At 67.0% G+C, this 25,999-nt stretch carries 27 protein-coding genes and 1 tRNA gene; 17 read left to right on the top strand and 11 right to left on the bottom strand.

The genetic code is table 11. The features are described 5' to 3' along the window. Positions 1-6: 6 nt before the first annotated feature. Complete coding sequence (locus NC4_RS30405) at positions 7-1,524, bottom strand: multicopper oxidase family protein (RefSeq protein ID WP_067545081.1); 1,518 nt, start codon at positions 1,522-1,524, stop codon at positions 7-9. A 211-nt stretch (positions 1,525-1,735) separates the two neighbouring features. Between NC4_RS30405 and NC4_RS30400 the strand changes: the two genes are divergently transcribed. From NC4_RS30400 to NC4_RS30385, 4 genes are all read left to right on the top strand, one after another. Further along, entirely contained in the window at positions 1,736-2,110 is a 375-nt protein-coding gene (locus tag NC4_RS30400) for a BlaI/MecI/CopY family transcriptional regulator (protein ID WP_067545078.1), read from the top strand. 144 nt (positions 2,111-2,254) lie between these two features. Then, the gene (gene lpqS, locus NC4_RS30395) at positions 2,255-2,668 is read left to right on the top strand and encodes a putative copper homeostasis (lipo)protein LpqS (protein WP_157555322.1); all 414 of its coding nucleotides are present in this window, start codon (positions 2,255-2,257) and stop codon (positions 2,666-2,668) included. Positions 2,669-2,773: 105 nt separating this feature from the next. Beyond that, positions 2,774-3,913 (top strand): PLP-dependent cysteine synthase family protein, encoded by a 1,140-nt coding sequence (locus NC4_RS30390; protein ID WP_084529921.1) that lies wholly within the window; start codon positions 2,774-2,776, stop codon positions 3,911-3,913. A 47-nt stretch (positions 3,914-3,960) separates the two neighbouring features. Next, positions 3,961-5,301, top strand: a complete 1,341-nt coding sequence (locus NC4_RS30385) for an MDR family MFS transporter (RefSeq protein ID WP_084529931.1) — start codon at positions 3,961-3,963, stop codon at positions 5,299-5,301. Positions 5,302-5,342: 41 nt separating this feature from the next. Here the strand turns inward: NC4_RS30385 and NC4_RS30380 are convergent, their stop codons facing one another. Both NC4_RS30380 and NC4_RS30375 read right to left on the bottom strand, forming a co-directional pair. After that, positions 5,343-6,305 carry a M56 family metallopeptidase gene (locus NC4_RS30380; RefSeq protein WP_067545072.1) on the bottom strand — a complete coding sequence of 321 codons (963 nt, stop codon included), beginning with the start codon at positions 6,303-6,305 and terminating at the stop codon, positions 5,343-5,345. An 84-nt stretch (positions 6,306-6,389) separates the two neighbouring features. Then, positions 6,390-7,364, bottom strand: coding sequence for a helix-turn-helix transcriptional regulator (locus NC4_RS30375; protein ID WP_245722033.1), 975 nt, complete (start codon positions 7,362-7,364; stop codon positions 6,390-6,392). 61 nt (positions 7,365-7,425) lie between these two features. Here NC4_RS30375 and NC4_RS30370 point away from each other — a divergent pair, with 61 nt between their 5' ends. After that, a complete protein-coding gene (locus NC4_RS30370) occupies positions 7,426-9,687 on the top strand; it encodes an ATP-binding cassette domain-containing protein (RefSeq protein WP_067545222.1) in 2,262 nt (753 codons plus the stop codon). A 187-nt stretch (positions 9,688-9,874) separates the two neighbouring features. Here NC4_RS30370 and NC4_RS30365 read toward each other — a convergent pair whose 3' ends face one another. Together NC4_RS30365 and NC4_RS30360 are read right to left on the bottom strand one after the other, a co-directional pair. Then, positions 9,875-12,097, bottom strand: coding sequence for a dehydrogenase E1 component subunit alpha/beta (locus NC4_RS30365; RefSeq protein ID WP_084529920.1), 2,223 nt, complete (start codon positions 12,095-12,097; stop codon positions 9,875-9,877). 116 nt (positions 12,098-12,213) lie between these two features. After that, positions 12,214-12,651: a MarR family winged helix-turn-helix transcriptional regulator gene (locus NC4_RS30360; protein ID WP_067545066.1), complete on the bottom strand. Its 438-nt coding sequence runs from the start codon at positions 12,649-12,651 to the stop codon at positions 12,214-12,216. Between the two features lie 172 nt (positions 12,652-12,823). Here NC4_RS30360 and NC4_RS30355 point away from each other — a divergent pair, with 172 nt between their 5' ends. Both NC4_RS30355 and NC4_RS30350 read left to right on the top strand, forming a co-directional pair. Further along, positions 12,824-14,257: an MFS transporter gene (locus tag NC4_RS30355; protein WP_067545063.1), complete on the top strand. Its 1,434-nt coding sequence runs from the start codon at positions 12,824-12,826 to the stop codon at positions 14,255-14,257. Beyond that, positions 14,254-14,745, top strand: a complete 492-nt coding sequence (locus NC4_RS30350) for an FBP domain-containing protein (protein ID WP_067545060.1) — start codon at positions 14,254-14,256, stop codon at positions 14,743-14,745. Before NC4_RS30355 ends, NC4_RS30350 begins: the two co-directional genes overlap by 4 nt. Here NC4_RS30350 and NC4_RS30345 read toward each other — a convergent pair. From NC4_RS30345 to NC4_RS30335, 4 genes are read right to left on the bottom strand one after another with little or no spacing between them, the layout of a single operon-like run. After that, positions 14,736-15,179: a 3'-5' exonuclease gene (locus NC4_RS30345; RefSeq protein ID WP_245722032.1), complete on the bottom strand. Its 444-nt coding sequence runs from the start codon at positions 15,177-15,179 to the stop codon at positions 14,736-14,738. The genes NC4_RS30350 and NC4_RS30345 overlap by 10 nt on opposite strands. Next, positions 15,176-15,307, bottom strand: a complete 132-nt coding sequence (locus tag NC4_RS44185; RefSeq protein WP_281186505.1) for a hypothetical protein — start codon at positions 15,305-15,307, stop codon at positions 15,176-15,178. Before NC4_RS44185 ends, NC4_RS30345 begins: the two co-directional genes overlap by 4 nt. A gap of 46 nt (positions 15,308-15,353) precedes the next feature. Then, entirely contained in the window at positions 15,354-16,136 is a 783-nt protein-coding gene (locus NC4_RS30340; protein ID WP_067545057.1) for an META domain-containing protein, read from the bottom strand. Between the two features lie 17 nt (positions 16,137-16,153). Further along, on the bottom strand, positions 16,154-17,560 hold the full coding sequence (locus NC4_RS30335) for a lipase family protein (RefSeq protein ID WP_067545054.1): 1,407 nt from the start codon (positions 17,558-17,560) through the stop codon (positions 16,154-16,156). Positions 17,561-17,720: 160 nt separating this feature from the next. On the opposite strand from NC4_RS30335, the gene NC4_RS30330 reads away from it, so the two are divergent. The 7 genes from NC4_RS30330 to NC4_RS39525 all read left to right on the top strand — a co-directional run bounded on the left by NC4_RS30330 (position 17,721) and on the right by NC4_RS39525 (position 23,040). Continuing rightward, entirely contained in the window at positions 17,721-18,362 is a 642-nt protein-coding gene (locus NC4_RS30330; protein ID WP_067545051.1) for a TetR/AcrR family transcriptional regulator, read from the top strand. A gap of 47 nt (positions 18,363-18,409) precedes the next feature. Beyond that, entirely contained in the window at positions 18,410-20,026 is a 1,617-nt protein-coding gene (locus NC4_RS30325) for an MFS transporter (RefSeq protein ID WP_067545048.1), read from the top strand. Positions 20,027-20,121: 95 nt separating this feature from the next. Further along, entirely contained in the window at positions 20,122-20,883 is a 762-nt protein-coding gene (locus tag NC4_RS30320) for an ABC transporter ATP-binding protein (protein ID WP_067545045.1), read from the top strand. Between the two features lie 9 nt (positions 20,884-20,892). Then, a complete protein-coding gene (locus NC4_RS30315; RefSeq protein WP_067545043.1) occupies positions 20,893-21,654 on the top strand; it encodes an ABC transporter permease in 762 nt (253 codons plus the stop codon). A gap of 179 nt (positions 21,655-21,833) precedes the next feature. Beyond that, positions 21,834-21,907, top strand: a tRNA-Asp gene (locus NC4_RS30310). 70 nt (positions 21,908-21,977) lie between these two features. Then, positions 21,978-22,331, top strand: coding sequence for a VOC family protein (locus tag NC4_RS30305; protein ID WP_067545039.1), 354 nt, complete (start codon positions 21,978-21,980; stop codon positions 22,329-22,331). Between the two features lie 28 nt (positions 22,332-22,359). After that, positions 22,360-23,040 (top strand): GAP family protein, encoded by a 681-nt coding sequence (locus tag NC4_RS39525; RefSeq protein ID WP_084529930.1) that lies wholly within the window; start codon positions 22,360-22,362, stop codon positions 23,038-23,040. A 462-nt stretch (positions 23,041-23,502) separates the two neighbouring features. On the opposite strand, the gene NC4_RS40670 is transcribed toward NC4_RS39525, so the two are convergent. After that, on the bottom strand, positions 23,503-23,952 hold the full coding sequence (locus NC4_RS40670; RefSeq protein ID WP_439957570.1) for a TY-Chap domain-containing protein: 450 nt from the start codon (positions 23,950-23,952) through the stop codon (positions 23,503-23,505). A 370-nt stretch (positions 23,953-24,322) separates the two neighbouring features. On the opposite strand from NC4_RS40670, the gene NC4_RS30300 reads away from it, so the two are divergent. The 3 genes from NC4_RS30300 (at position 24,323) to NC4_RS40665 (ending at position 25,593) form a co-directional block, all read left to right on the top strand. Beyond that, positions 24,323-24,859, top strand: coding sequence for a hypothetical protein (locus NC4_RS30300; RefSeq protein WP_067545036.1), 537 nt, complete (start codon positions 24,323-24,325; stop codon positions 24,857-24,859). A gap of 83 nt (positions 24,860-24,942) precedes the next feature. After that, on the top strand, positions 24,943-25,251 hold the full coding sequence (locus NC4_RS30295) for a hypothetical protein (RefSeq protein ID WP_067545033.1): 309 nt from the start codon (positions 24,943-24,945) through the stop codon (positions 25,249-25,251). 162 nt (positions 25,252-25,413) lie between these two features. After that, positions 25,414-25,593, top strand: a complete 180-nt coding sequence (locus NC4_RS40665; protein WP_157555320.1) for a hypothetical protein — start codon at positions 25,414-25,416, stop codon at positions 25,591-25,593. A 61-nt stretch (positions 25,594-25,654) separates the two neighbouring features. On the opposite strand, the gene NC4_RS30290 is transcribed toward NC4_RS40665, so the two are convergent. Continuing rightward, on the bottom strand, positions 25,655-25,969 hold the full coding sequence (locus tag NC4_RS30290) for a hypothetical protein (protein ID WP_157555319.1): 315 nt from the start codon (positions 25,967-25,969) through the stop codon (positions 25,655-25,657). Positions 25,970-25,999 lie beyond the last annotated feature (30 nt).

The raw sequence follows: 25,999 nt of genomic DNA, 5'->3' as shown, positions 1-25,999 counted from the left end.
CGCCGGTCAGCTCCGGTAGGAGACGACGGCCATCATGCCGGATTCGCCGTGATAGATATTGTGGCAGTGCATCAACCACTGCCCCGGATTGTCGGCGTCGAAATCCACCTCGACCGTCTGCATGGGCAGCACGATGGATGTGTCCTTGCGGGGGCCGTTTCCGGCGGCATTGACGACCTGGAAAGTGTGCCCGTGCAGGTGCATCGGGTGCGACATCATCGACTTGTTGACGAAGCGCAGCCGGACGCGCTGCCCCTCGTCGATATCGAGCGGCGCCTGCTCGGGAAATGCCTTCCCGTTGATGGTCCAGATGTACTTGGTCATATCGGATCCGAGTGAGACGTCGAGGGTCCGGTCCGGCGTGCGCTGCGCGAAACGCACGGATTCGGCTGCTACGAGCCGATCTCCGGTGATGGGCGCGACCGCCAGCTCGGCCGGTCGCACATCGGCCGCCGGTGCGGCGCCGCCGCCGGTGCGCAGCAGCGCGAAGCCCTGGCCGTTCTTGCCTTCGGCCGCGGCGACGAGTGGAAAGACGCCGTCGCCCAGTTCGACGACCACGTCGTACCGCTCGCCCATGCCGATGAGCAGGCTCGAGGCGGTCAGCGGCTGCACGGGAAAACCGTCGCTGTGCGTAATCCGCATGGTGTGCCCGCCGACCGCGACGCGGAAGGTGGTGTCGGAGGCGGCATTCACGATCCGCAAACGGATGCGCTGCCCGGGCCGGGCGGTGACGGTGACCGGATCGGCGCCGATGCGGCCGTTGATCAGATAGTGGGGATAGGTGACATCCCCGGCGTCCTCGCCGAGCGGATTGTTCGGGTCGACGGGCATGGCCATCCCGGAGCCGTTCATGCCGCCCATATCCATCCCGGCCATGCCCTGCTCCCGCAATTGCCGCAGCTGCTGGTCGGGATCGCGGCCGTCCACGCCGTCGAGCCAATCATCGAGCACCACAACCGCTTCCAAGTCGTAGTCGCGCCCGTCCTCGGGATCCTCCACGATGAGCGGCGCGTACAGCCCGCGATCGAGCTGCACCCCGACATGCGGGTGGAAGAAGTAGGTCCCCGCATCGGGCGCGGTGAACTCGTATCGGAAGGACCCGCCCGGATCGATCTCCGGCTGGGTGACATCCGGGACGCCGTCCATATCGTTGCGCAGGGCGATCCCGTGCCAGTGCACGGTCGTCGGCGCGGGCAGCCCATTGCTCAGCTCGGCCCGCAGCACCTCGCCCTTGCGAATGCGGATCTCCCGGCCCGGCAGCTGCCCGCCGTACGTCCAGGTCCGCACCTGCACCCCGCCCAGATCCACCGTCGACGGCTCGGCCCGCAAGGCCACCTCGCGCACCGGCGCGTTCGCCGCCCGCCGCGCGGCCTCGGCCCTGCGCACCGCCTCCGAATCCGGCTGGACGGGGCCGCCGCCGGTGTTCTTCGCGCACGCGCCGAGCGTCACGGCCGCCGCCGCACCGGCCCCGAGGGCGAGGAATCCGCGCCGGGTGAGTGCCGAGGGGAAATTCCGGGCCGACATGATGCTCCCTTCCGGTTGCGCGAATCGCGCCCCCGATGGACGATACTACTGTCTACGTACGTAGAACGTAGACGGTCGGTCGAGGTTCCCGGCTCGGGCGCGTCGGCTTGAGCCGACACGGGCGCCGTCCTACGATCGGGTACTACGCACCGGGGCAGTAGTCCGTACGCGGGTGCGGATCGGCCGTGTCGTGAGGTGAGGAGACGTCAACGTGGCTGCGCGAGGCTTCGGCGAGCTGGAAGCGGTCGTGATCGAACGGATCTGGGACCGCGCCGAGAAGACGGCGGTCCGTGAGGTCTTCACCGAACTCGCCGCCGAACGCGATATCGCCTACATCACCGTCATGTCCACCATGGACAACCTGCACCGCAAGGGCTGGCTGCAACGCGAGCGCGTGGGCAAGGCCTACCGGTATTGGCCGTCGCTGACCCGTGAGGAGTACAGCGCGCAGTTGATGCGTGAGGCGCTGGGCAGCGACGGTCGCTCGGAACTGGTGCTCGCGCATTTCGTGGAGCAGATGAGCCCCGAGGAATCCGACGGCCTGCGTGCCGCGCTGCGCAAACTGTCGCGGTCCAAGCCGAAGTAGTGGTGCTCCGGCTCACACCCTCGCGGCAAAGTACGTACTTGGATAGTAGATTGGTGCGAGGCCGCCGATCACGCGGCACCGAATAGGTTCGTTCGCCCGAAAACAATGCTCGGCCAAACGGATTCGAGGCAGGAGGTGGCGTCGGTGGGAGCAGCGCTCCGGAACCGCCGACGGCCCGCCGTCGCCGCCGGGGGCGTCGTGGCACTGCTGGTGGTCCTGCTGGCGGACTGCACCCTGTTCCGGGCGGAGGGGCACGAGCACGCCGCCGCGCCCGCCGCTCTCGTCGCGGTCGGCTACGCCGCCGACGGGACCACGGATGTGATCGGTGAGATCGAGGACTGCGCGCCGCATCTGGAACATTGCGTGAAAACCGCGGTTCCCGGTGAGAACGGGAGCGCGGCGTCGCTGCACCTGCTGCTGTCATTGCTCGCGCTCGCCTTGTTCGCCGTCGCGGCCCAGTCGCCCGGCCCGCCCGGTGTGCGTGGTCCGCCGGGCCGCGTTGTTCCCGTCGTCAGCGGCCGAATGCTGTTGACGCGCCTCTGTATCGCCCGACGCTGATCGGTCAGCGCCAGGTCGGCGTGGGCAAACCGCCGACCGGTGTCCGCTGCCCGCACACGTCCGGCCCGTCCCCGCGCGGACGGTCCGATACAGAAAGCGACACCCATGGACAAGGTCCTGCTCGACAAATTCGCCTCGCTCGCCGATGAATCGGTGGTGGTCGCGCCCGGCGCGGCCCGGCAACCGCGCGCCCTGGTCGGCAATACCCCGGTGCTGTGGGTCGGCGAGCCGCTCGCCGCGCCCGGCCGTGGCTTCTGGGCCAAGCTCGAGGGCTTCAACCCCGGCGGTATGAAGGATCGGCCCGCCCTGCACATGGTGCGCTGCGCCGAACTGCGCGGCGAGCTCGCGCCCGGCGCCCGCATCGTCGAATCCAGCAGCGGCACAATGGGATTGGGGCTTGCGCTGGCAGGTCTGGTCTATCGGCACCCGGTGACGGTGGTGACCGATCCCGGCCTGGAGCCGATCGTGGCGCGCATGCTCGCCGCCTACGGGGCGCGCGTGGATCTCGTCGCCGAACCGCATCCGGTGGGCGGCTGGCAGCAGGCGCGCCGCGATCGGGTCGCCGAACTGCTCGCCGCCGAGCCCGATGCGTGGTGCCCGGACCAGTACGGCAATCCCGACAATGTGGCCGGATACGAATCCCTGGCGCTCGAACTCGTCGATCAGCTGGGCCGCGTCGATGTGCTGGTGTGCGCCGTCGGCACCGGCGGCCACTCGGCCGGAGTCGCCCGGGTGCTGCGCCGCTTCAACCCGGATCTGAAACTCGTCGGCGTGGATACGGTGGCCTCCACCATCTTCGGCCAGGCCGCCGGGCCGCGGCTCATGCGCGGCCTGGGATCCAGCATTCACCCGCGCAATGTGGACTACGAGGCGTTCGCCGAAATCCATTGGGTCGCACCGGCAGAGGCGGTGTGGGCCTGCCGCACCCTGGCGTCGAACTACCATGCCAGCGGCGGCTGGAGCGTCGGCGCGGTCGCACTGGTGGCGGGCTGGGTGGCGAGTACCCACACCCCCGATACCCGGATCGCGGCGGTCTTCCCGGACGGCCCGCACCGGTACTTCGACACCGTCTACAACGACGCCTACTGCACCGAGCACGGACTGCTCACCGCCGCACCGCCCGTCGAGCCCGATGTCATCGACCATCCCACGCAGAAGCAGGTCAGCACCTGGACCCGCTGCACCACCGTCATAGCTCCCACCCCATTCGCGGCCGGTGCCCGCGCCCAGGAGCACGCATCGTGACGGTCCTCGCGCGATTCCGCGCCTTCGACACCGCCGCCCGCCTGCTCATGATCAACCAGTTCGGCATCAACCTGGGCTTCTACATGCTCATGCCGTATCTGGCCGGATACCTCGCGGGCCCACTCGGTTTGGCGGCGTGGGCCGTCGGCCTGGTGCTCGGCGTGCGCAACTTCTCCCAGCAGGGCATGTTCCTGCTCGGCGGCACCCTCGCCGACCGTCTCGGCTACAAGCCGCTCATCGTGGCCGGATGCTTCTTGCGCACCGCCGGTTTCGCCTTGCTGGTGTTCGCCGACTCCCTGCCCGGATTGCTGATCGCCTCGGCGGCAACGGGATTCGCGGGCGCACTGTTCAATCCGGCGGTGCGCGCCTACCTGGCGGCCGAGGCAGGGGACCGGCGCGTGGAGGCGTTCGCGATCTTCAATATGTTCTACCAGGCGGGCATCCTCGCGGGCCCGCTGGTGGGACTCGCCTTGATGGCCTTGGAGTTCCGTGTCACCGCCGCCGCGGCCGCCGTCGTCTTCGCGGCGCTGACGGTCGCGCAATTGTTCGCCCTGCCGACCCGCCGCGCGGCCGAGCCGGAGTCGCGGACCTCGGTCCTGGAGGACTGGCGCACCATTGTCGCCAACCGGCGTTTCGTGGCGTTCTCCGTGGCGATGATCGGTTCGTACGTATTGTCCTTCCAGGTCTACCTGGCCCTGCCACTGCAAGCCGAGCACCTCGCCCCGGACCACGCGCAAGCGGTCACCTCAGCCGTATTCGTCATCTCCGGTGTGGTGGCGGTCGCGGGCCAGCTCCGCATCACCGCCTGGCTGCGCTCCCGCTGGGGCAGTGGACGCAGCCTGGTAGCCGGTATGGCCGTGCTCGCGGCATCCTTCCTGCCGCTGGCAATAGTTTCCGGCCCAACACCTTTCGGCACTCCCGCCGCGATCGCCGCACTCATGCTCTCGGCGGCCCTCCTGGCCGTCGGCACCGCGGCGGTCTTCCCCTTCGAGATGGACACCGTTGTCGCCCTATCGGGAAACCGCCTGGTCGCCACCCACTACGGCTTCTACAACACCATCGTCGGCGTCGGCATCCTCATCGGAAACCTCGCCACCGGTGCGGTCGTCGGCGCGGCGCGTACCGTCCACGCCGACTGGGCGGTATGGACAGGTCTGATCATTATCGGCGCCCTCGCCACCTTGGCCCTCCACCTGCTCGACCGCATGACTTCCACCGCCGGGCAACGCACTCCGGCTTCGTCACCCGACGAATTCGTCACCGAACCCGTGCCCGTCCTCGCGGGCAGGGGCCGCCACCGCCGACCCACCCCGAGCGGCCGCCATCGCATGCCGGTCGGTCGCCTGCCCGACTATCGGACCGAGCCGATCAGAAGGCCCGGCCGTTGAGGTATCCAGGTTCTGCCGCGATTCCCGGCTGCGCGGTGCGCTCAGCCGGGAATCGGTGTGCAGAGGGCGATTCCGACGGCGACGAGCAAGGAGGCCAGCGGAGCCAGAGTGGCGGTGGCCGCCGCGGCCGTGAGGGTGAGGCGGGCTCGGGTGCGGGAGGCCGGGGCCGTCGGCGCGGACAGGCGCTGGACCCGGGTGGCCAGCGCGACTTCGGCCGCGCCGAGGGCGCCCGCGGGGCCCGCTTTCATACCGGAGAGGGTGAGCAGGGCGCGCAGCACGGTGCCGCGGCCGTGAATCCGGGCCGCGGCATCGTCGGCGAGCATCTCGAGCAGCCGCGCCACCTCCCTGGCGCCGATCGTGAAGAGGGTGAGGCCCGGCAGCACCGTGGCCAAGCCGCGCGTTGCGGCGAGCAGGAGATGGTGGCGCCCGCTGAGATGGGCGCGCTCGTGGCTGAGCACCGCGTCGAGATGGTCGTCGGGCAGCGCGGTGAGAACGGCGCGGCTGACCACGACCGTATGAGGTTTGCCCGCAACGCAATACGCGGCCGGTTCGTCCACCTCGAGAACTACCGCATCCAGATCCGGGTGATGACGACCCGCCATACGGGTCAACTGCGCGTGCTCGAAGGTGGTGCGCCGAGCGCGCAGCAGCGACGTCGCGAGACGCACGGCCAGCACTCCGGCGGCCAGGCTGACAGCACCTGCCAATAGCAACAGCGCGACCTGGACCGGCGTGCCGTACCGGCCGACGGTGGCATCGTGCAGATGTGTCAGACAGGTATCGAGGATCCGCTTGGGCGCACTGGAAACCCCATGGGACACAAGGTCGACGACCAGCATCACCAGCGCCGCCGACCACGCCAGCACCGTCGACGCCATCGAGGCCAGCCAGGCGATCAGCGCCACCCGCGGCGCCGCCCCCGCCTGGCCCACCCGTCGCAACAGTCGCGGCGCGAGCACGGCGACGGCGAATCCGTAGAACAGCAGACATGCGGCGACGCTCATCGAACCACCTGCCGTGTCATCGGGTGCATCAGTGCTCCTCGGGTCGACCGCGCACGAGTGTAGGGAGCAAAGCTGAGGGAATCCTTACCGTTGCGGTGTGGCGGCCGTGCGCAGGCGGTCGGCGAGTTCGAGGCTGCGGTCGCGGAAGTCGGCGGGCTCCTCGATATGGAAGTCGACACCGAGGAAGGCGATGGTGAGGACCATCCATTCGAAGGAATCCACCCGGACGGTGACCCGGCAGCGGGTGGGGGAGAGCGGCTCGATATCGCAGTCCTGGAATTTCAAGGCGTCGGCGACAGCGGAGGCACTGGTTTCGACGGTGACCACGGCCCGATGCCGACCGGCGGTGAGGCCCTCGCGCAGGTAGTCGGCGGCCGAGCGGGCCGGGAGCGGGCGCGGTGTGAAAGGTGCTGCGGTGCTGGTGATTCCGGTGACCCGATCAAGCCGGAAGGTGCGCCAGTCGCCGCGTTCGATATCCCATGCGAGCAGGTACCAGCGCAGGTGCATGTGGACTTGCCGGTACGGCTCGACGCGCCGGGGCGTGGTGCGGCCGCTGCGGCCCGTGTAATCGAAGGTCACCACTTCGTGGCGGGCGGCCGCCACGCCGAGAGCGGTCAGGGCTTCCGGATCGACGGCGGGTGCGGCCAGCGGGGCCGCTTCCACGGTCGCGCGGAGCGCGCCGACCTGCGGGCGCAGGCGTTTGGGCAGGAATTGGTCGATCTTGCCGAAGGCGCGGTCGGCGGCCGTGCCCATATCGGCGTGGCCCTCGGGCTCGGCCGGTGCGGTCGCACCCAGCAGGTCGAGACCGACGAGCGTGGCGACCGCCTCCTCGTCGTCGAGCACCAGCGGCGGCAGGGTGCGGCCCGCCGCGAGCCGGTAGAAACCGCTCGGGCCGGGCTGGGTCGTCACCGGATAGCTGTACTCGCGCAGCCGCTCCACATCCCGGCGCAGCGTGCGCGGGCTGATATCGAGGCGGCCCGCGAGCTCTCGACCGCTGAAGCGGCGGCCGGTCTGCAACTGGGCCAGCAGTTCGAGCATGCGGCGCGTGACATCGGGCATGACTCCATCATGGCTCGAATCGCGGTCGGAATCCGGCCGCAACTGTTCGTACGGTCGGGATATGACCACGACACAGGCCGTAGACCAGCACCTTCGCCGCGCCATCCGGATTCGGGCGGCACGCACCAACAACCTGCGCGGCATCGATATCGATGTGCCGCGCAACAGCCTGGTGGTATTCGTCGGCGTCTCCGGGTCGGGCGAATCCTCGCTCGTGTTCGACACCATTGCCGCCGAGGCGGGCTATCAGGTCAACGAGACCTATCCGCCGTTCGTGCGCAATCGCCTGCCGCGCTGGAGCCGCCCCGAGGTGGATGCCATCGACGGGCTCTCCCCGGTGGTGGTGATCGACCAGAAACGCCTGGGCGGCAATGCGAGATCGACCGTCGGCACCATCACCGACGCCTACAGCTATCTGCGACTGCTGTTTTCGCGGGTGAGTGAACCGTATGTCGGTGAGTCGAACCATTTCTCGTTCAACGACCCCGCCGGAATGTGCCCGACCTGTTCGGGCCTGGGGGAGACCGTCGTGACCGATGCGGATCGCGTACTGGACCTGGACAAGTCGCTGGGCGAGGGCGCGATCCTGTTGCCCGGCTTCGGGAACGGCCAGTTCTGGTATCGCCAGTACGCCGATATCGGCTCCTTCGACGCCTCGACCCCGCTGCGCGACTGGTCCGCCGACGAACGGCACGCGTTGCTCTACGGCGGCGAGGCCGCCGCCCGGCTCGGCACCCGGCCGCCGAAGGACTACGAAGGGGTGATCGAGCGGTTCGAACGCGTCTACCTGCACACCGCCGACAATCCCTCCGAACGCAAACAGGCTGTGGTGGAACGCTTCACGCATTCACGGACCTGCCCGGACTGCCGCGGTGAGCGACTCGACGAGGCGGCGCGCACAGCCCGCGTCCTCGGCCACACCATTGTCGAGATGAGCCGTATGGAGATCGGGGAACTGGCCGCTCTGATCACCGGTGTGACGGCCGTGCGGGTTGCCCCAGTGCTGACGGCCCTGCACGACCGGCTCACCGCGCTCGCCGATATCGGGCTCGGCTACCTGTCTCTCGCCCGGCCCACGACCACCCTGTCCGGCGGCGAATCCCAGCGCATCAAGACGGTCAAACACCTGGGCAGCAGCCTCACCGAAATGCTGTACGTCTTCGACGAACCCACCGTCGGCCTGCACCCGCACGATGTGCGCTCGATGTCCGATCTGCTGAAGCGGCTGCGGGACAAGGGGAATACCGTGCTGGTGGTCGAACACGATCCGGACGTCATGCGCATCGCCGATCGGATCGTCGAAGTAGGCCCCGGTGCGGGCGCGGCGGGCGGTGAGATCGTCTTCCAGGGCCGATACGACGAGCTGTGCACCGCCGACACCCTGACCGGTCGCGCCCTGCGTCAGCGCCGCGTCGTGGGTACGCCCCGGCCCGCGACCGGCAAGATCCGCATCGAGAACGCCACCCGCAACAACCTCGAGGGCCTCGGCGTCGACCTCGCCACCGGCGTGCTCACCGTCATCACCGGCGTCGCGGGCGCGGGCAAATCCAGTCTCGTCGCCGAACTGGTGGACCAGCACCCGGCCACCATCGTCGATCAGCGCGCGGTCTCCACCAATCGCCGCTCCACTCCCATCACCTACACCGGCATCGCCCCGGCCGTGCGGAAACTCTTCGCGGCCCGGAACAAGGTGAGCCCCACCCTGTTCAGCGCCAACTCCGCAGGCGCCTGCCCGGCCTGTGACGGCCTCGGCGTCGTCTACACCGACCTCGCCTTCATGGACGGTCAGGAGGTCGTCTGCGAAACCTGCGGCGGCCGCCGCTTCACCCCCGAGGTCCTCGCCTACACCCTCGACGGCCTCAGCATCGCCGATGTGGACGATCTCACCATCGCCGAAGCCGCCCAGCGCTTTCCGGACCCGGCCATCACCCGGGCGCTGCGCCACGTCGCGGAAGTAGGTCTCGGCTACCTGCGCCTCGGCCAGTCCCTCGCCACGCTCTCCGGCGGCGAATGCCAGCGCCTGAAGATCGCCAAGGAACTCGCGAAACGCGACGGCCACACCATCTATGTCCTCGACGAGCCCACCACCGGCCTGCACCTCTCCGATATCGACACCCTCCTGGACGTCCTCGGCGGCCTCGTCGACAAGGGCAACACCCTCGTCGTCATCGAGCACAATCTCGATGTCATCCGCCGCGCCGACCGGGTGATCGACCTCGGCCCCGGTCCGGGCCGCTACGGCGGCCGCATCCTCTACGAGGGCGAACCGGAGGGCCTGCTCGCACACGAAGAGTCGAAAACGGCGCTGGCCCTGCGCGCGTGACGGCTCCGATCAGCGCGGCTTGCCAAGTCGCCCCGCCATCCGGTAATATTATCTACGTACGTACTACGTAGATAAAGCCTGGCGCCGCCCCCTCATCGGCGCCGGGGCGTCGATCGGACCGGCGCCAGACGACGCACCGGGATACCGCACCCCATCATAGCGGCGATCCCGGTGCGTTGTCACCCATTCACGGTGCGGCTATGAGCTTTTCGGCCGCCGCCTCGATGCGATCTTCGTCCAGCAGTACGGTGTTCGCGGCCGGGCCCAACGGGACGAAACTGTCCTCGCTCGTCACCCGGGCAATGGGGCCGTCGAATCCCGCATCCAGCAGCGCCGCGCACACCGCCTCGGAAATGCCGCCGCTGCGGCGGGTTTCGTCGGCGATGAGCACCCGCCCGGTGGCACGGGCATTGTCGAGCAGTTCATCCACCGGCAGCGGCGCGAGCCACCGCAGATCGAGCACCCGGGCGTGGATGCCGCGGGCGGCCAGCCGCCGCGCCACCCGCAGGCTCATGGGCACGCCATTGGCGAAACTCACGATGGTGAGATGGGTTCCGGTGCCGTGCACCCGCGCCGAACCGATCTCGGCGTGTCGTACCCCGGAAATCGGCGCCGCCCAGCCGCCGTCACCCGGCCGATGCAGATCGCGGGTGTGATACAGCGCGATCGGCTCGAGGAAGACGCACACCCGCCCGTCCACCCGGGCCGCCGACACGCAGGTGCGCAGCATGGCCGCGGCATCATCGGCGCGCGATGGCGAGGCGATCACCACGCCGGGGATATCCCGCAGTGCCGCAATGGAATTGTCATTGTGGAAGTGCCCGCCGAACCCCTTCTGATAGGCATAGCCCGCGATCCGCACCACCAGCGGATTCCGGTACTGCCCACTGGAGAAGAACGCCAGCGTCGCGGCCTCGCCGCGCAGCTGATCCTCGGCATTGTGCACATAGGTGAGGTACTGGATCTCCGGAATCGGCACGAATCCCGCCAGCGCCGTCCCCAGCGCGGTCCCCAGCACGCTCTGCTCGTCGAGCAGGGTATCGAAGACCCGCCGCACCCCGTAGGTCTGCTGCAAACCCTTGGTGACGCCGTAAACCCCGCCCTTGCGGCCGACATCCTCGCCGAAGACCAGCACATCGGGATCGCGCGCCAGCAATTGCCCGAGCGTGTGATTGATGGCCTGCGCCAAGGTCATCGGATCGCCGGTGGCGACCGGCGCGGGCGCCGGGGGAGTGGTGACCCGCGCGGACTCCGCCGCGGCGGCCGAGCGAATGACATCGGTGCGCACGACCGTCGGGCGGGCGTGCGCCAGGCTCGCCACGACCGCACCCGCGGTCTCCAGTTTCGTTTCCCCCGAAACCTTTTCGGCCATCTCGCTGACTCGGGCCGCAATATCGTCATAGCGCCGCAGGACTTCACCGGGCGTCGCGACGCCCGCGGTGACCAGCAGCTCCCCGGTCCGGGTCACCGGATCCCGGCGCAGATCGGCCGCCAGTTCGGCGGGCCGCCGGTAGGCCGCCTCCACATCCGAGCCCGCATGGCCCAGCAGACGCACGGTCCGCAATCGCAGGAAGGCCGGTTTCCGGTGCGCGCGAACATAATCCGCGGCCTCCCGCGCCACGGTCAGCGCATCGACGATATCCGCGCCGTCGGCGTCGAAATAGCGCAGCCCGGGCCTGGCGCCGTAGGCGTGCTCGATCCAGGTCCGCGGCGTCGGCACGCTGATGCCGATACCGTTGTCCTCACACACGAACAGCACCGGCATGGGCACGCCCAGATGCGCGGTGTGCACGGCGGTATTGATGGCCCCGGCGGCCGTCGAATGATTGGCCGAGGCATCGCCGAAGCTGCACACCACCACGGCGTCGCCGGGCAATTCGCAGGCGACTCCCAGATTCGCGGCCCGGTCGATGGCGAAGGCCAGCCCAACCGCCCGCGGCAGATGCGAGGCGATGGTCGAGGTCTGCGGTATGACATGGGCGGGCTTACTGCCGAAAACCTTGTGCCGCCCACCGGAAATCGGGTCCGCCGCCGCCGCGACCACCCCGAGCAGCACATCGCGGATGGGGTCGAGTCCGGGCACCTGCCGGGTGCGCTGGACGAAGAATCCGGCCGAGCGATAGTGCAGCAGCGCCGGATCGGTCGGGCGCAGGGCCGCGGCCACCGCCGCATTCCCCTCGTGCCCGGAGGAACCGATGCTGTAGTACCCCCGCCCGTCCCGGGTGAGCTGCCGCGCCGCGAAGTCGAGATGGCGGGCGGTGGCCTGGGCGTCGAACAGCGCCAGGGCCTGGGCGCCGGTCAGCGGGGCGCCGGGAGACAGCGATTCCTGTTGTGGCCGAGCGGGTCCCGGTTTCGTGGCGGCGATTTCGGCACGAAACCATTGGTCCAGCTCCGCTTCGCGCTCGTTGATGCGATCACCTCTCCGATATGTCCCATATGTCGTGTGCGCCAGGGCTCAGCGTATTTGTGAAACGGGCTTTCCCGCCGCAACTCCACGCCGAAATCGCCGCTGTGGCACGCTCCCCCTCATCGTGGCCAAGGACGGCCGGTCATGTGCTCGATATCGGTATTGAATCGGCGCAAATATCCGGCAAATGCGGCGACGTCGTCCGCGGACCAATCGGCCATGCTGACTTCCAGGGCCTTCACGTTCTCGGTGCGCTCGTTGTCGAGCTGCCGTACGCCCTCGGGCGTGACCTGGAAGCGGCGGGCCATGCCGCCGTCCGGATCCGGAATGCGCTCGATGAGCCCGTCGCGCATCATGGCCGCGGTCTGTCGCCGCAGGGTGGACGCCTCCAGGCCGAGCGCCTCGCTGAGCTGGCCGATGGACATGGACTCCTGATCGCGCAACCGGCTGAGCAGGGTGTAGGCGCTGCGATCCAGGGACCGGCTGGTGCGGGTCACGAGGGTGTACCGCCCCAGCAGCATTGTCTCGAACTCCACCAGATCCAAGGGCTTGTCCATCGCCATCCTCGCTGCTCGGCTTTGGTTTTCAGGGCAGGTATAGCACGGTGTTCCGTGTATCGGCCATGTCTCGTGCATTAAACACGTTGCGTGTATTCAGCACGGTGTGTGTATCCTACCTGCTGCGTGTATCATACACGACGTTGTTGTTCGTCAGATAAGGAAGAAGCTCATGAACGCCCCCGCACCCGCGGTTCGACCCAACGGCGTGCTCGCCGTGCTGGCCGCGGCTGGCATTCTCGCCGCGTTGATGCAGACGCTGGTCGTCCCCTTGATCGGTGATCTGCCCCGGCTGCTGCACACCAGCGCCGCCGACGCCTCCTGGGCGATCACCGCGACGCTGCTCTCGGCCGCCGTGGCCACGCCGATTGCCGGACGGCTCGGCGATATGTACGGCAAGCGGCGCATGCTGCTGGCGTCGACCGTGCCGCTCATTGCCGGTTCGGTGCTGTGCGCGGTGGCCGGATCGGTGACGCCGATGATCATCGGACGCGGGTTGCAGGGCTTGGGCATGGGCATTGTGCCGCTGGGCATCAGCGCCATGCGGGATCTGCTGCCGCCGGAGCGGCTCGGCTCGGCCATCGCGGTCATGAGCGCGTCGATGGGCATCGGCGGGGCCCTGGGCCTGCCGCTGGCCGCGGCGGTCGCACAGCACACCAACTGGCATGTGCTCTTCTGGGGTGCGGCCGTGGTGTGTGCGCTCATTGCCGGACTGATCTGGGTATTCATTCCCACCACCGGGAATGCCTCGCCCACAGCGCGTTTCGATGTGCCGGGCGCGCTGGGGCTGGGCGCCGGACTGGTCTGCCTGCTGCTGGCCATGACCAAGGGCGCGGGCTGGGGCTGGACCGGCGCCATGACGCTGGGGCTGTTCGCGGCCGCGGTCGTGCTGTTGATCGCCTGGGTGCGGTGGGAGCTGTACACCACCGATCCGCTGGTGGATCTGCGCGTCACCGCGCGCCCGCAGGTGCTGCTGACCAATGTGGTCGGGCTGGTGCTCGGCTTCGCGGTCTACGCGCAGTCCCTGCTGGTGCCGCAGCTGCTGCAGTTGCCGGAGGCCACGGGATACGGTCTGGGGCAATCGATGCTGGGCATGGGTCTGTGGATGGCGCCGTCGGGTCTGGTCATGATGGCGGTGTCGCCGCTGGGCGCACGCCTGTCGGCCGCGCGCGGTCCGAGGACCACGCTGATCATCGGCTCGCTCGTCATTGCCGCCGGATACGCCTCCGGTCTGCTGCTGATGGGTTCGGCCTGGGGGCTGCTGGTGCTGACCTGCGTCTGCGCCGCGGGCATCGGCCTGGCCTACGGCACGCTACCGGCGCTCATCATGGGCGCGGTGCCGCTGTCGGAGACCGCCGCTGCCAATAGTTTCAACACGCTCATGCGGTCGATCGGTTCGTCGATCGCGGCAGCGGTTGTCGGCGTGGTGCTTTCGCAGCTGACCATCCAGTTCGGTTCCTACGCACTGCCGTCCGAGACCGGATTCCGCGTCGGCCTGCTGATCGGCTGTGCCGCGGCCGTACTGGCCGCGGCCGTCACGGTCGCCATCCCGGCCCGGGCCGCCACTACACGAGACAAGACCACGAAGGAGCTCCAACCATCATGAAGCCCATTACCGAACGCGATATCCGATCGTCGTTCGTCAACTGTTCCAAGGGCGATGCCAAACGCCTGCCCGTCCCGCGGGATCTGGACTCCCGTCCCTGGGAGGATCTGGATTTCCTGGGCTTGACCGACCCGTCCTATCCGGGCCGCGCCTATCTCGTTGTCCCGCAGGATGGTCGCCTGGTCGGCGTCACCATGCGCTACGAGACCGGGGGCTCCGGCAAGACCCAGATGTGCGTGATCTGCTCCACCACGCACACCGCCCACGGCGTCTCCCTGATGACCGCCCCGAAAGCCGGTGACTCCGGCCGCAAGGGCAATACCGTCGGCACCTACATGTGCACCGACCTGGCGTGCTCGCTCTACGCGCGCAACAAGCGCCAGCCCGCACTGGGCCGCCGGTATCGCGAGGACCTCATCTCCGCCGAGGAGAAGGTCGAGCGGGTCGTCGAGAATATGAACGCCTTCCTGTCCCGGCTCTACAGCTGATCGGCCGTGGCGCCGGGCCAGGCCCGCTGCTTCATCATCTCTATGACGAGGGCGGCGATATTCCACGCGTCATCGCCGCCCCGGTGATGGGTGCCCTCCAGCGGTAACTCCGAAATAGCCAGGGCGCCCGCCATCCCGTAACGGCGATGCGTGCCACGGGATTCGGAGAAGGCGAGCTTGGCGTTGGTGTGGCGCGACCCGAAGGGATAGGCGACTCCGGTTGCGCCACACTGGCGTTCGAACTGCTTGCGGTCGTAATCGCCCCAGCTGGCCCAGGGCCGCGAATCGGCCCGGAATTCGGTGCGCAGCAGCTCGCACGCTTCGGCGAAGGAAATACCGCCCGCGACCTGCTCGGGCGTGAGAGTGGTGAGCCGCGTACAGAATTCGCTCACCGTGGACCGCTCGGGCCGCACCAGAATGCTGTGCTTGCTCACCCGTTCCAGGCTGTGGGTATCGAGCACGCACAGCCGATCTCGATGATCTCGTTCGGCATGCCGGGCGGATTGGCCTTCTCCCAGCAGGTGGCCTCCACATCCACCACATTCAGATAGCGTTCGTTCATGTCGCCGGACGGTACCGGCCGGATACCGCCCGGCGACAACGGTTTTTTACTCCGCGTTCAGGTCCAGGCCGGTGTTGTTGGCGGGGTTGCGGATGGACAGCTTGTCGGAATCGATGGTGACGGTGGTCTTTCCGTCGAGTGCCGCCAGGACCTGCTGTTCCACCTCCATGACCTCGGGGGCGCACAGCATCTTGGTGGTGCCGATCTTGAAAGTGACGTCGGTGCCCGCGATCTCGGCGGTGCCGATCATCTGATTGAAGCCCGCGCTGCCCGAGACCGCGCCGTCCTGGGCGATGGTGAGGGTCGGGCGGACCTCGTCGAGCGTCACCGAGCGGGTCACGGCATCAGCGCTCACCAGGGCGGTCACGATCCAGGTCGTGCCGGTGAGGGGCTTGTCGGGGTGGGCGACCTTGCGGTCCAGCAGGGTGACGGTGCTGCCATTGCCGGAGATGGTGAGATTCGGGCCGTCCAGTTTCCAGGTGGGCTTGGATTCCAGCAGACCGGTCATCCAGCCGTCGGCGCCAGCGGTCTCGTCGGGGCAGCCCATCAAGGTCATGGCCAGTTGGTCGGTTTCGAGGACGTTCCCGGTCAGGGAGACGGGACCGGACGCGGAATTGCAGCCCGCGCTGGCATGCACCCGACTGTCCTCGAACCCCAGGTTCAAAGGCCCGCCACCGGGAATCGGCAGGCCCTCGACCTTGGTGGAGACGTAATCCTTACCCATGGGCGTCGCCTCGGGCTGCGGATCGGTGTCATCGCTGCCGGAGGAGCAGCCCGCCGCGGCCAGGGTCACGGCGAGCAGGACGCCACACACTCGAGTAGCTGACATAGGGCCGATCGTACGGACTACACCGGCATACCCAGCGCCGACGCTAGGGTCTGCCCGATCGTATCGGCGAAGGCGGCGAGGGCGCCCGGATCCAGCAGCGAGGTGATGACGTCGCGGTTGTTGCAGCCGGTCGGGACGGTCACGCCGGTGAGGCGGTCATTGAGCCAGAGGGCCGCGCTCGCGGTGCCGGAGACGGCCGCGATGCCGTGCTCGCTGAGCAGGTCTCGGGTGTAGAAGACGCGGGCTCCCGGGTCCTCGCAGTAAGTGTCGTAGAGGTTGTTGACCGCATTGATCGGCATCACCTCGTCGAAGGGCGATTCGTAGATGTAGAGCGGGGTCGGGGGCGTGCCGCGACGGCCCAGGGTGAGTTCGTCCAGGACCGGCTGCATTTCCGGCGCTCTCATGGGATCGCCCGGATAGTCGAACAGCCCCTTGATGTTCACGAACGGGAAGGCCGCGAATTGCAATGCCACGCACTGGCCTTCGTGCACCACCCGGATCGCCTTGCCGAGCGGGTTCATGTACCGCTCGATGAACTGGTTCACCTCGGGATATTCGCGCGCCACCCCGAACAGTCCGCCCATGACCGCGCCGCCGAAGGTGGAGGTGCCGTTGTTGTAGTCGATGGCCATGCGGATATCGGCCATGAGGCCGCCCGACGCCGTGCCGACGAGATTCAGCTCCGGCGCGTACTCGGGCTGGAGTTCGGCGGCGTGCGCGGTGGGGATCGCGCCGCCGGAGTAGCCCCACAGCCCGACGCGGGTATCCGCGCCCGGCAGCCCGGCGGGTTCGAAATTCTCCGCGGCGCGAATGCCGTCGAGGGTGATGCGCCCGCCCAGCGGGCCGACCGCGTACGCGGCATTCGGGCCCTGATGATCGGGGACCACCACCGCGTGCCCGAGCTGCAGCATGGCTTGCACCTCGATGAATTCCGCGCCGATGACCGGGTTGAGCGGGTTGGGCAGCGAACCCATCTGCAAGCTGTAGGACGGCGCGCAATTGATGGACAGCGAATCCTCGGCCATCTGGAACGACAGCAGTGAGCGCTCCCCGGTCGGCGCGGGGCGGTGCGGCACGGTGACGGTGGCGACCGCGGCGATCGGCTCCCCGCGAGTATTGCTCGACCGGTATGACAGTTGCCAGGCCTTCACATTCAGTGGGATCAGCCAGAAATTGGCCAGGTTCACCTGCCGCGCCGCCAGAATCTCGCCCGGCTGTGCCGCCGCCACCTTCGCCGGATCCGGTTGATAGAACGCGGTATCCAGATACGGCGGTGCGGGCGGCACCGGGAACGGCAGCGCCGGTTGCACCGGAACAGGTTGTGCCGCAGCCGTATTCGCAACCACCGGGCATGCGGCGAGAGCCAGCCCCGCCGCCACCCCCAGGCACGTCCTGGCAATCGCAGCCCGAGTCCCCACTGCCATATCGAACTCCTCCCCGCCGCCCCGCGGTCGAGCGTCCACCCTCGATAAGATAGAGAGTGTTTGTTTTCTATATTGCGGCGCAAAGACTACGGCCGCCGCGCGGAATGTGTCAACGGTCACGTCGGCCCGACTGTTCGCACCACCGCGCCGACACGGCAGGATGTGCGAGGTGAGCGAAGTTCCCCGCCCGCGCCGCACCCAGTCCGAACGCCGGGCGGCCACCGTCGCCAAGCTGGTCGACGCCACCATTGCCGCCATCGGCGAGGTCGGCTATCAGCGCGCCACCGTCCAGGAGATCTGCGGCCGGGCCGGTCTCTCGGCCGGGGCCATGTTCCGCCAGTTCGACACCCGCCTCGACCTCATCGTGCGCACCGCCGAAGAAGCCTTCACCCGCCAGCTCGAGGCCTACCGCGCCACCATGGATCACCTTGGCGCCCAAGACAATGCCATCGACACCGCACTCCGCTTCCTGCGCATGGCCCAGCAGTCCAACCTCATCCACGCCCTGCGCGAGATCTACCTCGCCGCCCGCTCCGACGCCGAACTCCGCGACCGCATCGCCCCCATAGCCGAAACCTACTACCGCGAAATCGTGGCAACCCTCGAACGCAGCGGCATCCTCGACACCTACCCCTCTGCCGTGCGCGAGCCCCTGTTCTTCATGCTCCTGCACCTGTTCTCGGGTGAAGCGGTCGTCCGCGGCGTCTACCAGCGCCCCGACCTCGACACCGCCGTCCTCGACCTGGTCGAGGACATGCTCTCCGCCTACGCCGCCCGCGTCGCAGACCCGAGCGGGCGGTAACCGCCGCACCTCGCGTGGGCTGGAGCGTGGGAGTTGGAGCTGCGCATATGCTTCGACTGGTGACCGATGTTCGTGTGCAACCCACTCCCGTCTCGGCCTGGGCGCCCCTGGCCTCGAAGGTCTACCGGGCGCTGTGGGTCGCACAGCTGGCATCGAATCTGGGCACCTGGATGCAGACCGTGGGTGCGCAGTGGCTGTTGGTCGACGAGCCGAATGCGGCGCTGCTGGTGTCGCTGGTGCAGACCGCTACCACGCTGCCGGTGGTGTTGCTGGTCATTCCGTCGGGGGTCCTCGCGGATCTCATCGATCGGCGGCGATTGCTGATCGGGGCGCAATCGGCCATGGCGGTGATCGCATTGACGTTGGCCGTGCTGACCGCCGCGGGGCATACGACACCGCCGGTGCTGTTGAGCCTGTTGTTCCTGATGGGGTGCGGGTCGGCGCTGACCATGCCCACCTGGCAGTCGATTCAGCCGGAACTGGTTCCGCGTGAACAGATTCCGGCGGCGTCGGCCTTGAACGGGTTGAGCGTCAACAGCGCTCGCGCGGTGGGGCCCGCGATTGCCGGTGTGCTGGTCGCGGTGGCGGGACCGGCGTTCGTATTCGGGTTGAACGCGGTGTCGTTCATCGGCATTGTGGCCGTGCTGATCTGGTGGCGGCGGCCGGTGCGGGAGACGACGCTGCCGCAGGAGCGGCCGTTCACGGCATTGCAGGCCGGTATGCGGTTCGTGCGATCCGGGCCCGCCATCCGGCGGGTGCTGTTGCGGGCGGTGCTGTTCATCGTGCCCGCGAGCGCGGTGTGGGCGCTGCTGCCGGTGGTGGCGCGGGATCGGCTGGGGCTCTCGTCCTCCGGCTACGGTCTCATGCTCGGGGCGCTCGGCGTCGGCGCGGTCCTGGGCGGCGTCTCCTTCGCTCGCCTGCGCGCTCGCCTGACGGCGACGCACATGCTGACCTTGTCGGCCGTATTGTTCGGCGGCGCAACGCTTGTCCTGGCCCTCGTGGATGTACTGCCGGTGGTTCTTCCGGCCCTGCTGATCGCGGGCATCGGCTGGCCGCTGGCCATGTCGACGCTGAATTCGACCATGCTGCTGATGCTTCCGTCGTGGGTGCGCGCCCGCGGCATGTCCGTCTACACCCTCGTCTTCATGGGCGGGCAAGCCGCGGGCTCCCTCCTGTGGGGTGCGGTCGGCAATGCCCTCGGCATCCAATCGGCCCTGCTGATCGCCGCCGCCCTGCTCGGAATCTGCGCGGTGAGCGTCCTGTGGTGGCCCGTCCGCCAAGACGCCACCGGTTTCTGCCTCACGCCCATGGCCTTCTGGCCGGAACCGGACATCGTGTGCGAGCCCGATCCGGCCGACGGGCCGGTCCTGGCACTGCGCCGCTACCACGTGCCCGCGGAGGTCACCGAGGAATTCGTCGCGGCGATGGCGCGGGTGGGCCGCTCCCGCCAGCGCACCGGGGCCATGGAGTGGCGTCTCTATCGCGATGTCGGGGTGGCCGACCAGTACGTCGAAGCCTTCGTGGTCCGGTCCTGGGCTGAGCACATGCATCAGCACGAGGTTCGCCTCACCGCCCAGGATCTGCGCGGTGAGCAGGAGGTCGCGAAGTACACCGTGGGCGAGGACGAGATCACTCATCTCATCGCCGTCGAGGATGCCCGCTAGCCGAGGTCCGGCCCCTATTGCGTATGTGCATACATGTACTTATAGTGCGTACGTATACATCTACTTATGCATGGCAATGAGGTGGGGGCCGTTCGATGGCGACTCAGCAAGCTCCAGCTATCCAGGTCCAAGGCCTGGAGAAGTCCTACAAAGACCTGCATGTGCTGCGCGGCGTGGATTTCGAGGTGGCGCGCGGCAGCATCTTCGCCCTGCTCGGCTCCAATGGTGCGGGTAAGACCGCGGTCGTGCGGATCCTGTGCACGCTGCTCGCGGCCGATGCGGGGGAGGCGAGCGTCAACGGTTTCGACGTCGCCGCGCAACCGGCGCGCGTGCGGGAATCCTTCAGTCTCACCGGGCAATTCGCCGCGGTCGACGAAATCCTCAGCGGGCGTGAGAATCTCGTGCTCATCGCGCATCTGCGGCGGATCCCGAACGCGGGCGCGGTCGCGGACGAGCTGCTCGAGCGCTTCTCCCTGACCGAGGCCGGTACGCGACGGGTGTCGACCTACTCCGGTGGCATGCGCCGCCGCCTCGACATCGCCATGAGCCTGCTCGGGGATCCGCCGGTCATCTTCCTGGACGAGCCGACCACCGGGCTCGACCCGCAGGCGCGCATCGAGGTGTGGAAGGCCGTCAAGAAACTCGCGGAGGGCGGCACCACCGTACTGCTCACCACCCAGTATCTGGAGGAGGACGAACAACTCGCCGACCGGATCGCGATCCTGCACCAGGGCCGGATCATCGTGAACGGCACCTTCGGCGAACTGAAGGCGCTCCTCCCGCCCGCCAAGATCGAATACGTCGAGAAGCAGCCCACGCTGGAGGACGTCTTCCTCGCCCTCGTCGGTGACGAGTAAGGATCAGCGATGACCACCCAATTCTTCGGTGACACCGGCTATCTGCTGGGCCGGTCCCTGCGCCATATCGCACGCAGCCCCGACACCATCATTACGACCACGATCATGCCGATCGCGTTTCTGCTGCTCTTCCGCTACGTGTTCGGCGGCGCGATTCAGACCGGCTCGGACGACTATGTGAACTACCTCCTGCCCGGCATCCTGCTGATCACCATCGCCTCGGGCATCGCCTACACCGCATTCCGCCTCTTCATGGACATGTCCAACGGCATCGTCGAGCGCTTCCAGTCCATGCCCATCGCACGCTCGTCCATCCTGTGGGCGCACGTGCTGACCTCGCTGGTCGCCAACCTGCTCTCCATCGTGCTTGTCGTGCTCGTCGCCCTGGTCATGGGTTTCCGCTCCAGCGCGGGCATTCTGCCCTGGCTGGGCGTCGCCGGGATCCTCCTCCTCGTCACCATCGCCCTGACCTGGCTGGCCGTCATCCCCGGCCTCACCGCGAAGACCGTCGACGGCGCGGGCGGCTTCTCCTACCCCCTGATCTTCCTGCCCTTCGTCAGCTCGGCCTTCGTCCCCACCGACTCCATGCCCGGCCCCGTCCGCGCCTTCGCCGAGAACCAGCCCACCACCTCCATCGTCAACGCCATCCGCAACCTCCTCGACCAGCAGCCGGTCGGCGCCGACATCTGGGTGTCCCTCGCCTGGTGCGTCGGCCTCCTCGTCATCTCCTATGCGGTGGCCATGTTCATCTACCGCCGCAAGATCGCCTGACCGCCCGCCTGAAAATGGCTTGCGGCCCTCCGCCCGCCCTGCGAATGTTGCTGTACCGCAAACTCCCCGGAGCAGCGGACATTCAGGAAGACAAACCGGCCAGGGAGCCGGAACCCGTTGCTAGCGGTGTTGAGCCTCCGGGCTTGGGATTCGAGTTCTCTGTCTTCCGCGCCACACCACGATCCGTAGCCCAATTGGTCAAAGCACCGCCCTGTCACGGCGGGAGATGCGGGTTCGAATCCCGTCGGGTCGACAATGCCCGACTCCGGTCGTGTTCCGATTCGTACAAGCGATCATCGCCTGTCGGCCGCAAAGATCATCAGATGATCGAACGCATCCACCCCTATATCGCCGTCGACGATCCGGAGGCTTCCGCGGAGTTCTACTCCAGCGTCTTCGGACTGGAGATCGCCATGCGAAACCCCGTCCTCGGGCTACGCGCCCCCGGCAACCCGGCAGCCCAAGTCATCGTGCTCCCACCCCGAACCGAAACCCCCACACCGCGATTCGGCATCGACCTCGGCGATCCGCCCCTCGTAGACGCGGCATACACCGAAGCAGTGCGCCGCGGCGCGAAGATCGTCTACCCCCTCACCGACGAACTCTGGGGAGTGCGGCGCTTCTTCGTCGAGGACCCCGACGGCACCGTGGTCAACGTGCTGGCCCACAAGCACTGACCCCACCTACCGTATGGTCGGTAGCGTCATGCTGACCTTACTAGTGGCACTCGCAGGATTCGCTTTCCTCGATTCCCTACACGTCCTGAACATAGGGATCACCGCCGCGGTGGTCGTCGACAGCCGCCTAGGCCGTCGCTCGCCAGTCCCCGGCGCATTGAGCTTCATCACAGGAATCTTCGCTGTCACAACCGCTTTCGGCATATGCACCGTACTCGGCCTGAGCTTCTTGACAGACCTGGTCCACTTCGACCTCACACCAACCGTTCGCTATTGGGCCGAACTCGCCGTCGGCGCAGTCCTGCTGATCCTCGGCAGCGTCCGGCTACCAGCAAAATCGGGAACAACACCACCCTGGGCAATCGAAGCCCGCCGACGACCATGGATGCTCGGACTAATCGGAGCAGGCATCGGCCTAGGCCAAGCACCAACCGCAGTCCCATACCTGGCCGCCCTCGCAATGCTCACAGTGCGAGAACCACGTCCAACCCTCTGGCCACTACTCATAGTCGTCTACTGCCTGATCGCCCTGCTACCGCCCATCCTGGTCCTATTCACCGCAACCCGCCGTTCAGCCCGCGCCCAACGTTTCTATCGCACCGTCGTCCGCACCCTGAACCGTTACGGCCCCCTATCGGTCCGCATCCTCTTCGTGGTTTTCGGAGCCGCACTCGTCGTCGATGCGCTCCGAAACTACTCGTCCCTGTAGCTGCAGGTCTCACGAGCTGCGGCATGATCGGCGAATGGAGTTCCGCGCCCGGCCTCACGATCCGTCTTGCTGACAGTGCGAGAGGCGTTCCTGAGCTTGGTCACAGCTGGTTACAGTCTTCGTCCGGTCGTATGCTCGGGAGTTCTCTACGATCACCGATGGTGAGTCCTGCTGCGCGGACGGCGAGCTCGGCCAAGCCACACCACGCCTCGGGCGAGACTGGATAATCTGCTCCGATCGTTTTCGGCGACTCGTCGATCAGGAGCCACCACGAGTCCGAATCGCTGCGGAGAAGGGTCAGTTTCGCTGTCGGAATCAACCGGCCACGACCGGAGCGAGTGCCCAAGATCGTACCGATCGGGTCGGTCGCCGCCCCGATTCCATCCAGACCCAGGGCATTACGCAATGTGTCCAGCTGTGGGTGGTCGAGTTGCCCGTTCAAGGTGAACAGGATCCGTCTCATTACATTCCTCGTGCTGGTATGCCCAAAAGGGGCAGATCGATAGTGCGCTCGTTCGCATCGAGATCCCAGGCATCGTAGGCCAATGTTGATGCACTCGAGATGCGGTGGAAGTCACGAAGCCCTGTGACGATCATTGTCGCCAATTGCCGACAGATCAGATCCGATACCGGCCATGGCAACTCGATCCACCAGAGAGTTCCGTGGTCGGGATTTCCTGACGGTTGCCAGCCCACAGCCGACATCAGCTCGGAGTCGGAATCGAGAGGGCCCGAAGCACCGACTCGTGGCAGATCTTTGACGGTCGCCCACAGGCTGTCGCTGAGCCGTACCAGTTGCGCCAAAACGGGGGGTGTCGGCCATCGGAAGCAATCGATGTCCACAACCACGTTCTCGGGGAGCGTGGCCACCTGGTCAGTGAGTCGGTCGGTGAACCTACACCAGTCGGTCATCACCACCCCCGCCCGCGAATCACGGTCAACTCCTGTATCTCATTCCTACCGTACGCATTTGGTTCGACACTCGCGCACCTCCGCAGTCGATCCGCCCTAGCGGAGCAGCTACTAACGCCGCGCCTTTCCGGACGGCCGGATCGCACGTTGGAGCGCAGCTTCATCCGGCTCGCAGAAGGGCCGTTTCCTGTCGGGTGATCGGCGCTTCCGCCCGTTGGTCAGTGGCGTGCGGCGACAGCAGATCAGTTTCCGTCCGGGCGGCAAGGAGATCAGCTGAAACAGCCATCGGTTGGCCGCGCAGACCGCGCGGGAAGCGGCATGAGTGCTTTCGGCACAGGCATGAACTCATCCAGCAGGTAAGGATGGTCGTATGCGTGACCCACTCAAACTGCTCGTTGGTGACCACTACGATTCGGGTATTCAGCGTTGGCCCGGATCGGAGCTTATCCTTACCACGGATGGGGGGCTGTTCCTCATGAGTGTCAACGCTCCGACATCTGCACAGATCGCGGAGTTCAGCGCCTCAGCAATGCAATTCGCTTGGTACGACGCACGCTACCACGGCATCTTGTGCTACCGGTTCGGGGAAAGCCCTTGGCAGCATTATGCTTTCAACCCGCACGATGACACCCCGCCTGGCACTGTGGCCGATCTGCCTGCAATCGAACCCGGGCAGACCCAGACATTCTCTTTTGGCCTGGCTGAGGCCGACCGCACAACAGTGCTGGCCGTGCGGAAGGTCCAGTGGCCAGAGCATTTCGTCACCGCTGTCCGAGCGACCGTGGCCCGACTGGTTGCAGAATCATCCGACAAGACCGTGCGGATCGATGAGAACAACGAATTCCACCTCTTCGTGGGCAGCGAGCGGATTGCCCGTCGTGCCGGAGTGCGGTGCCACAGCAGTTGAAGTCGACAACCCTTTGTGGCCGTCGTATGACCCTGGATGAGGCCGATGGAGCGCCGGAATAGCGACTGGGAAAGAATCATTCGGTGGTAGACACGAGCACTCTCCCTGATGGCTGGACTCTCGAAGAGATCCGTCAGCGCGCTGACGACAACGCTGTGGAATTGCTGGATCCCAGCACTCCGGTATTCCTGGATGCATCTCACCCAAACCAGGGTGCACCCCTGGCGGTCGACCTGATCATCGGTTTTTCCAGCCTGTGCCTTGCCCGCTCGGTAGACCATCGCAACCACTACGGAGACTGGTTCATGGGTCCTCGGCCTGGGACGGGAGAATCGATTCTGTGCTGGGCCAGCTACGGCGCGGACCTCGGCGCCGCGATCGACGGCCTCTAACGGTGGCCCTGCCACTTCCGGCACCCCAATAGCCATCGGTTGAGCGCAGCATAGTGCAGGACAGTGCGCCCGATGCGGAGCCTCGATCATGCGTCAGAATGTCGCCGTGCGTTTTCATGGCGAGCTTCCGTTCCGTGGCCAGATGGTCTGGCATCGTGGGTAATGCGGGTTGATGATCGCTCGGCATGGCAATCACCTGCCAGCGCCGGATGGCTGATCGTCGACAACACCGGTGCCTATACGGTCCAAGTTGGTTCCGTCGTCGTTGTTACCGAAGGCGCCCGGATTGTCGGCTACTTCCATGTCGACGAAGTCATCGATAGCTCGGTGACTCAGCGTTGATCGAGGGTGCATCACACCTGGTGCTGGACCGCCCACCTAGCGACATGTCGGTGTGAACGGTTCAGGGCAGTTTATGGCCGACCGCCCGCAGCACTTCCGACAACCAGATCAAGTGATGCCCGACAGCGCGATCCGGATCGGCCAGCAGATCTCGTACATGCTGCCATGACCAGGAAAGCTGGCCGATTGTCAGGTTGACCGGGGCGCGGTCGACGTCGTAGAGCTCATCCGGAGGAACCGACCAGAAGTAGTCCTGGTCCAGGTGAACGGTGTCTCCGGCGGTGGCGGCCTCGACATAGTCCATAAGCCATTCGAGAGACCTGCGTAGCTCGGCTAGGGGAACCTGAAGTTGCCATTCGGTCATGTGCTCGATCATCGCCGGAGCTGGGCACCGTATTGAAATCGG

This window comes from Nocardia crassostreae, from assembly GCF_001613405.1.
Classification (GTDB): domain Bacteria; phylum Actinomycetota; class Actinomycetes; order Mycobacteriales; family Mycobacteriaceae; genus Nocardia; species Nocardia crassostreae.
Note: the sequence above shows the minus strand (reverse complement) of the source record. Positions and strands in the feature narration are given on the sequence as shown.

Coding starts and splice junctions, on each gene's coding strand:
- NC4_RS30405 (WP_067545081.1), bottom strand. CDS start 1,524: ATGTCGGCCCGGAATTTCCCCTCGGCACTCACCCGGCGCGGATTCCTC.
- NC4_RS30390 (WP_084529921.1), top strand. CDS start 2,774: ATGGACAAGGTCCTGCTCGACAAATTCGCCTCGCTCGCCGATGAATCG.
- NC4_RS30385 (WP_084529931.1), top strand. CDS start 3,961: ATGATCAACCAGTTCGGCATCAACCTGGGCTTCTACATGCTCATGCCG.
- NC4_RS30380 (WP_067545072.1), bottom strand. CDS start 6,305: ATGAGCGTCGCCGCATGTCTGCTGTTCTACGGATTCGCCGTCGCCGTG.
- NC4_RS30375 (WP_245722033.1), bottom strand. CDS start 7,364: ATGCCCGATGTCACGCGCCGCATGCTCGAACTGCTGGCCCAGTTGCAG.
- NC4_RS30370 (WP_067545222.1), top strand. CDS start 7,426: ATGACCACGACACAGGCCGTAGACCAGCACCTTCGCCGCGCCATCCGG.
- NC4_RS30360 (WP_067545066.1), bottom strand. CDS start 12,651: ATGGACAAGCCCTTGGATCTGGTGGAGTTCGAGACAATGCTGCTGGGG.
- NC4_RS30355 (WP_067545063.1), top strand. CDS start 12,824: ATGAACGCCCCCGCACCCGCGGTTCGACCCAACGGCGTGCTCGCCGTG.
- NC4_RS30350 (WP_067545060.1), top strand. CDS start 14,254: ATGAAGCCCATTACCGAACGCGATATCCGATCGTCGTTCGTCAACTGT.
- NC4_RS44185 (WP_281186505.1), bottom strand. CDS start 15,307: ATGAACGAACGCTATCTGAATGTGGTGGATGTGGAGGCCACCTGCTGG.
- NC4_RS30340 (WP_067545057.1), bottom strand. CDS start 16,136: ATGTCAGCTACTCGAGTGTGTGGCGTCCTGCTCGCCGTGACCCTGGCC.
- NC4_RS30335 (WP_067545054.1), bottom strand. CDS start 17,560: ATGGCAGTGGGGACTCGGGCTGCGATTGCCAGGACGTGCCTGGGGGTG.
- NC4_RS30330 (WP_067545051.1), top strand. CDS start 17,721: ATGTGCGAGGTGAGCGAAGTTCCCCGCCCGCGCCGCACCCAGTCCGAA.
- NC4_RS30325 (WP_067545048.1), top strand. CDS start 18,410: ATGCTTCGACTGGTGACCGATGTTCGTGTGCAACCCACTCCCGTCTCG.
- NC4_RS30320 (WP_067545045.1), top strand. CDS start 20,122: ATGGCGACTCAGCAAGCTCCAGCTATCCAGGTCCAAGGCCTGGAGAAG.
- NC4_RS30315 (WP_067545043.1), top strand. CDS start 20,893: ATGACCACCCAATTCTTCGGTGACACCGGCTATCTGCTGGGCCGGTCC.
- NC4_RS30305 (WP_067545039.1), top strand. CDS start 21,978: ATGATCGAACGCATCCACCCCTATATCGCCGTCGACGATCCGGAGGCT.
- NC4_RS39525 (WP_084529930.1), top strand. CDS start 22,360: ATGCTGACCTTACTAGTGGCACTCGCAGGATTCGCTTTCCTCGATTCC.
- NC4_RS40670 (WP_439957570.1), bottom strand. CDS start 23,952: ATGACCGACTGGTGTAGGTTCACCGACCGACTCACTGACCAGGTGGCC.
- NC4_RS30300 (WP_067545036.1), top strand. CDS start 24,323: ATGCGTGACCCACTCAAACTGCTCGTTGGTGACCACTACGATTCGGGT.
- NC4_RS40665 (WP_157555320.1), top strand. CDS start 25,414: ATGCGGGTTGATGATCGCTCGGCATGGCAATCACCTGCCAGCGCCGGA.
- NC4_RS30290 (WP_157555319.1), bottom strand. CDS start 25,969: ATGATCGAGCACATGACCGAATGGCAACTTCAGGTTCCCCTAGCCGAG.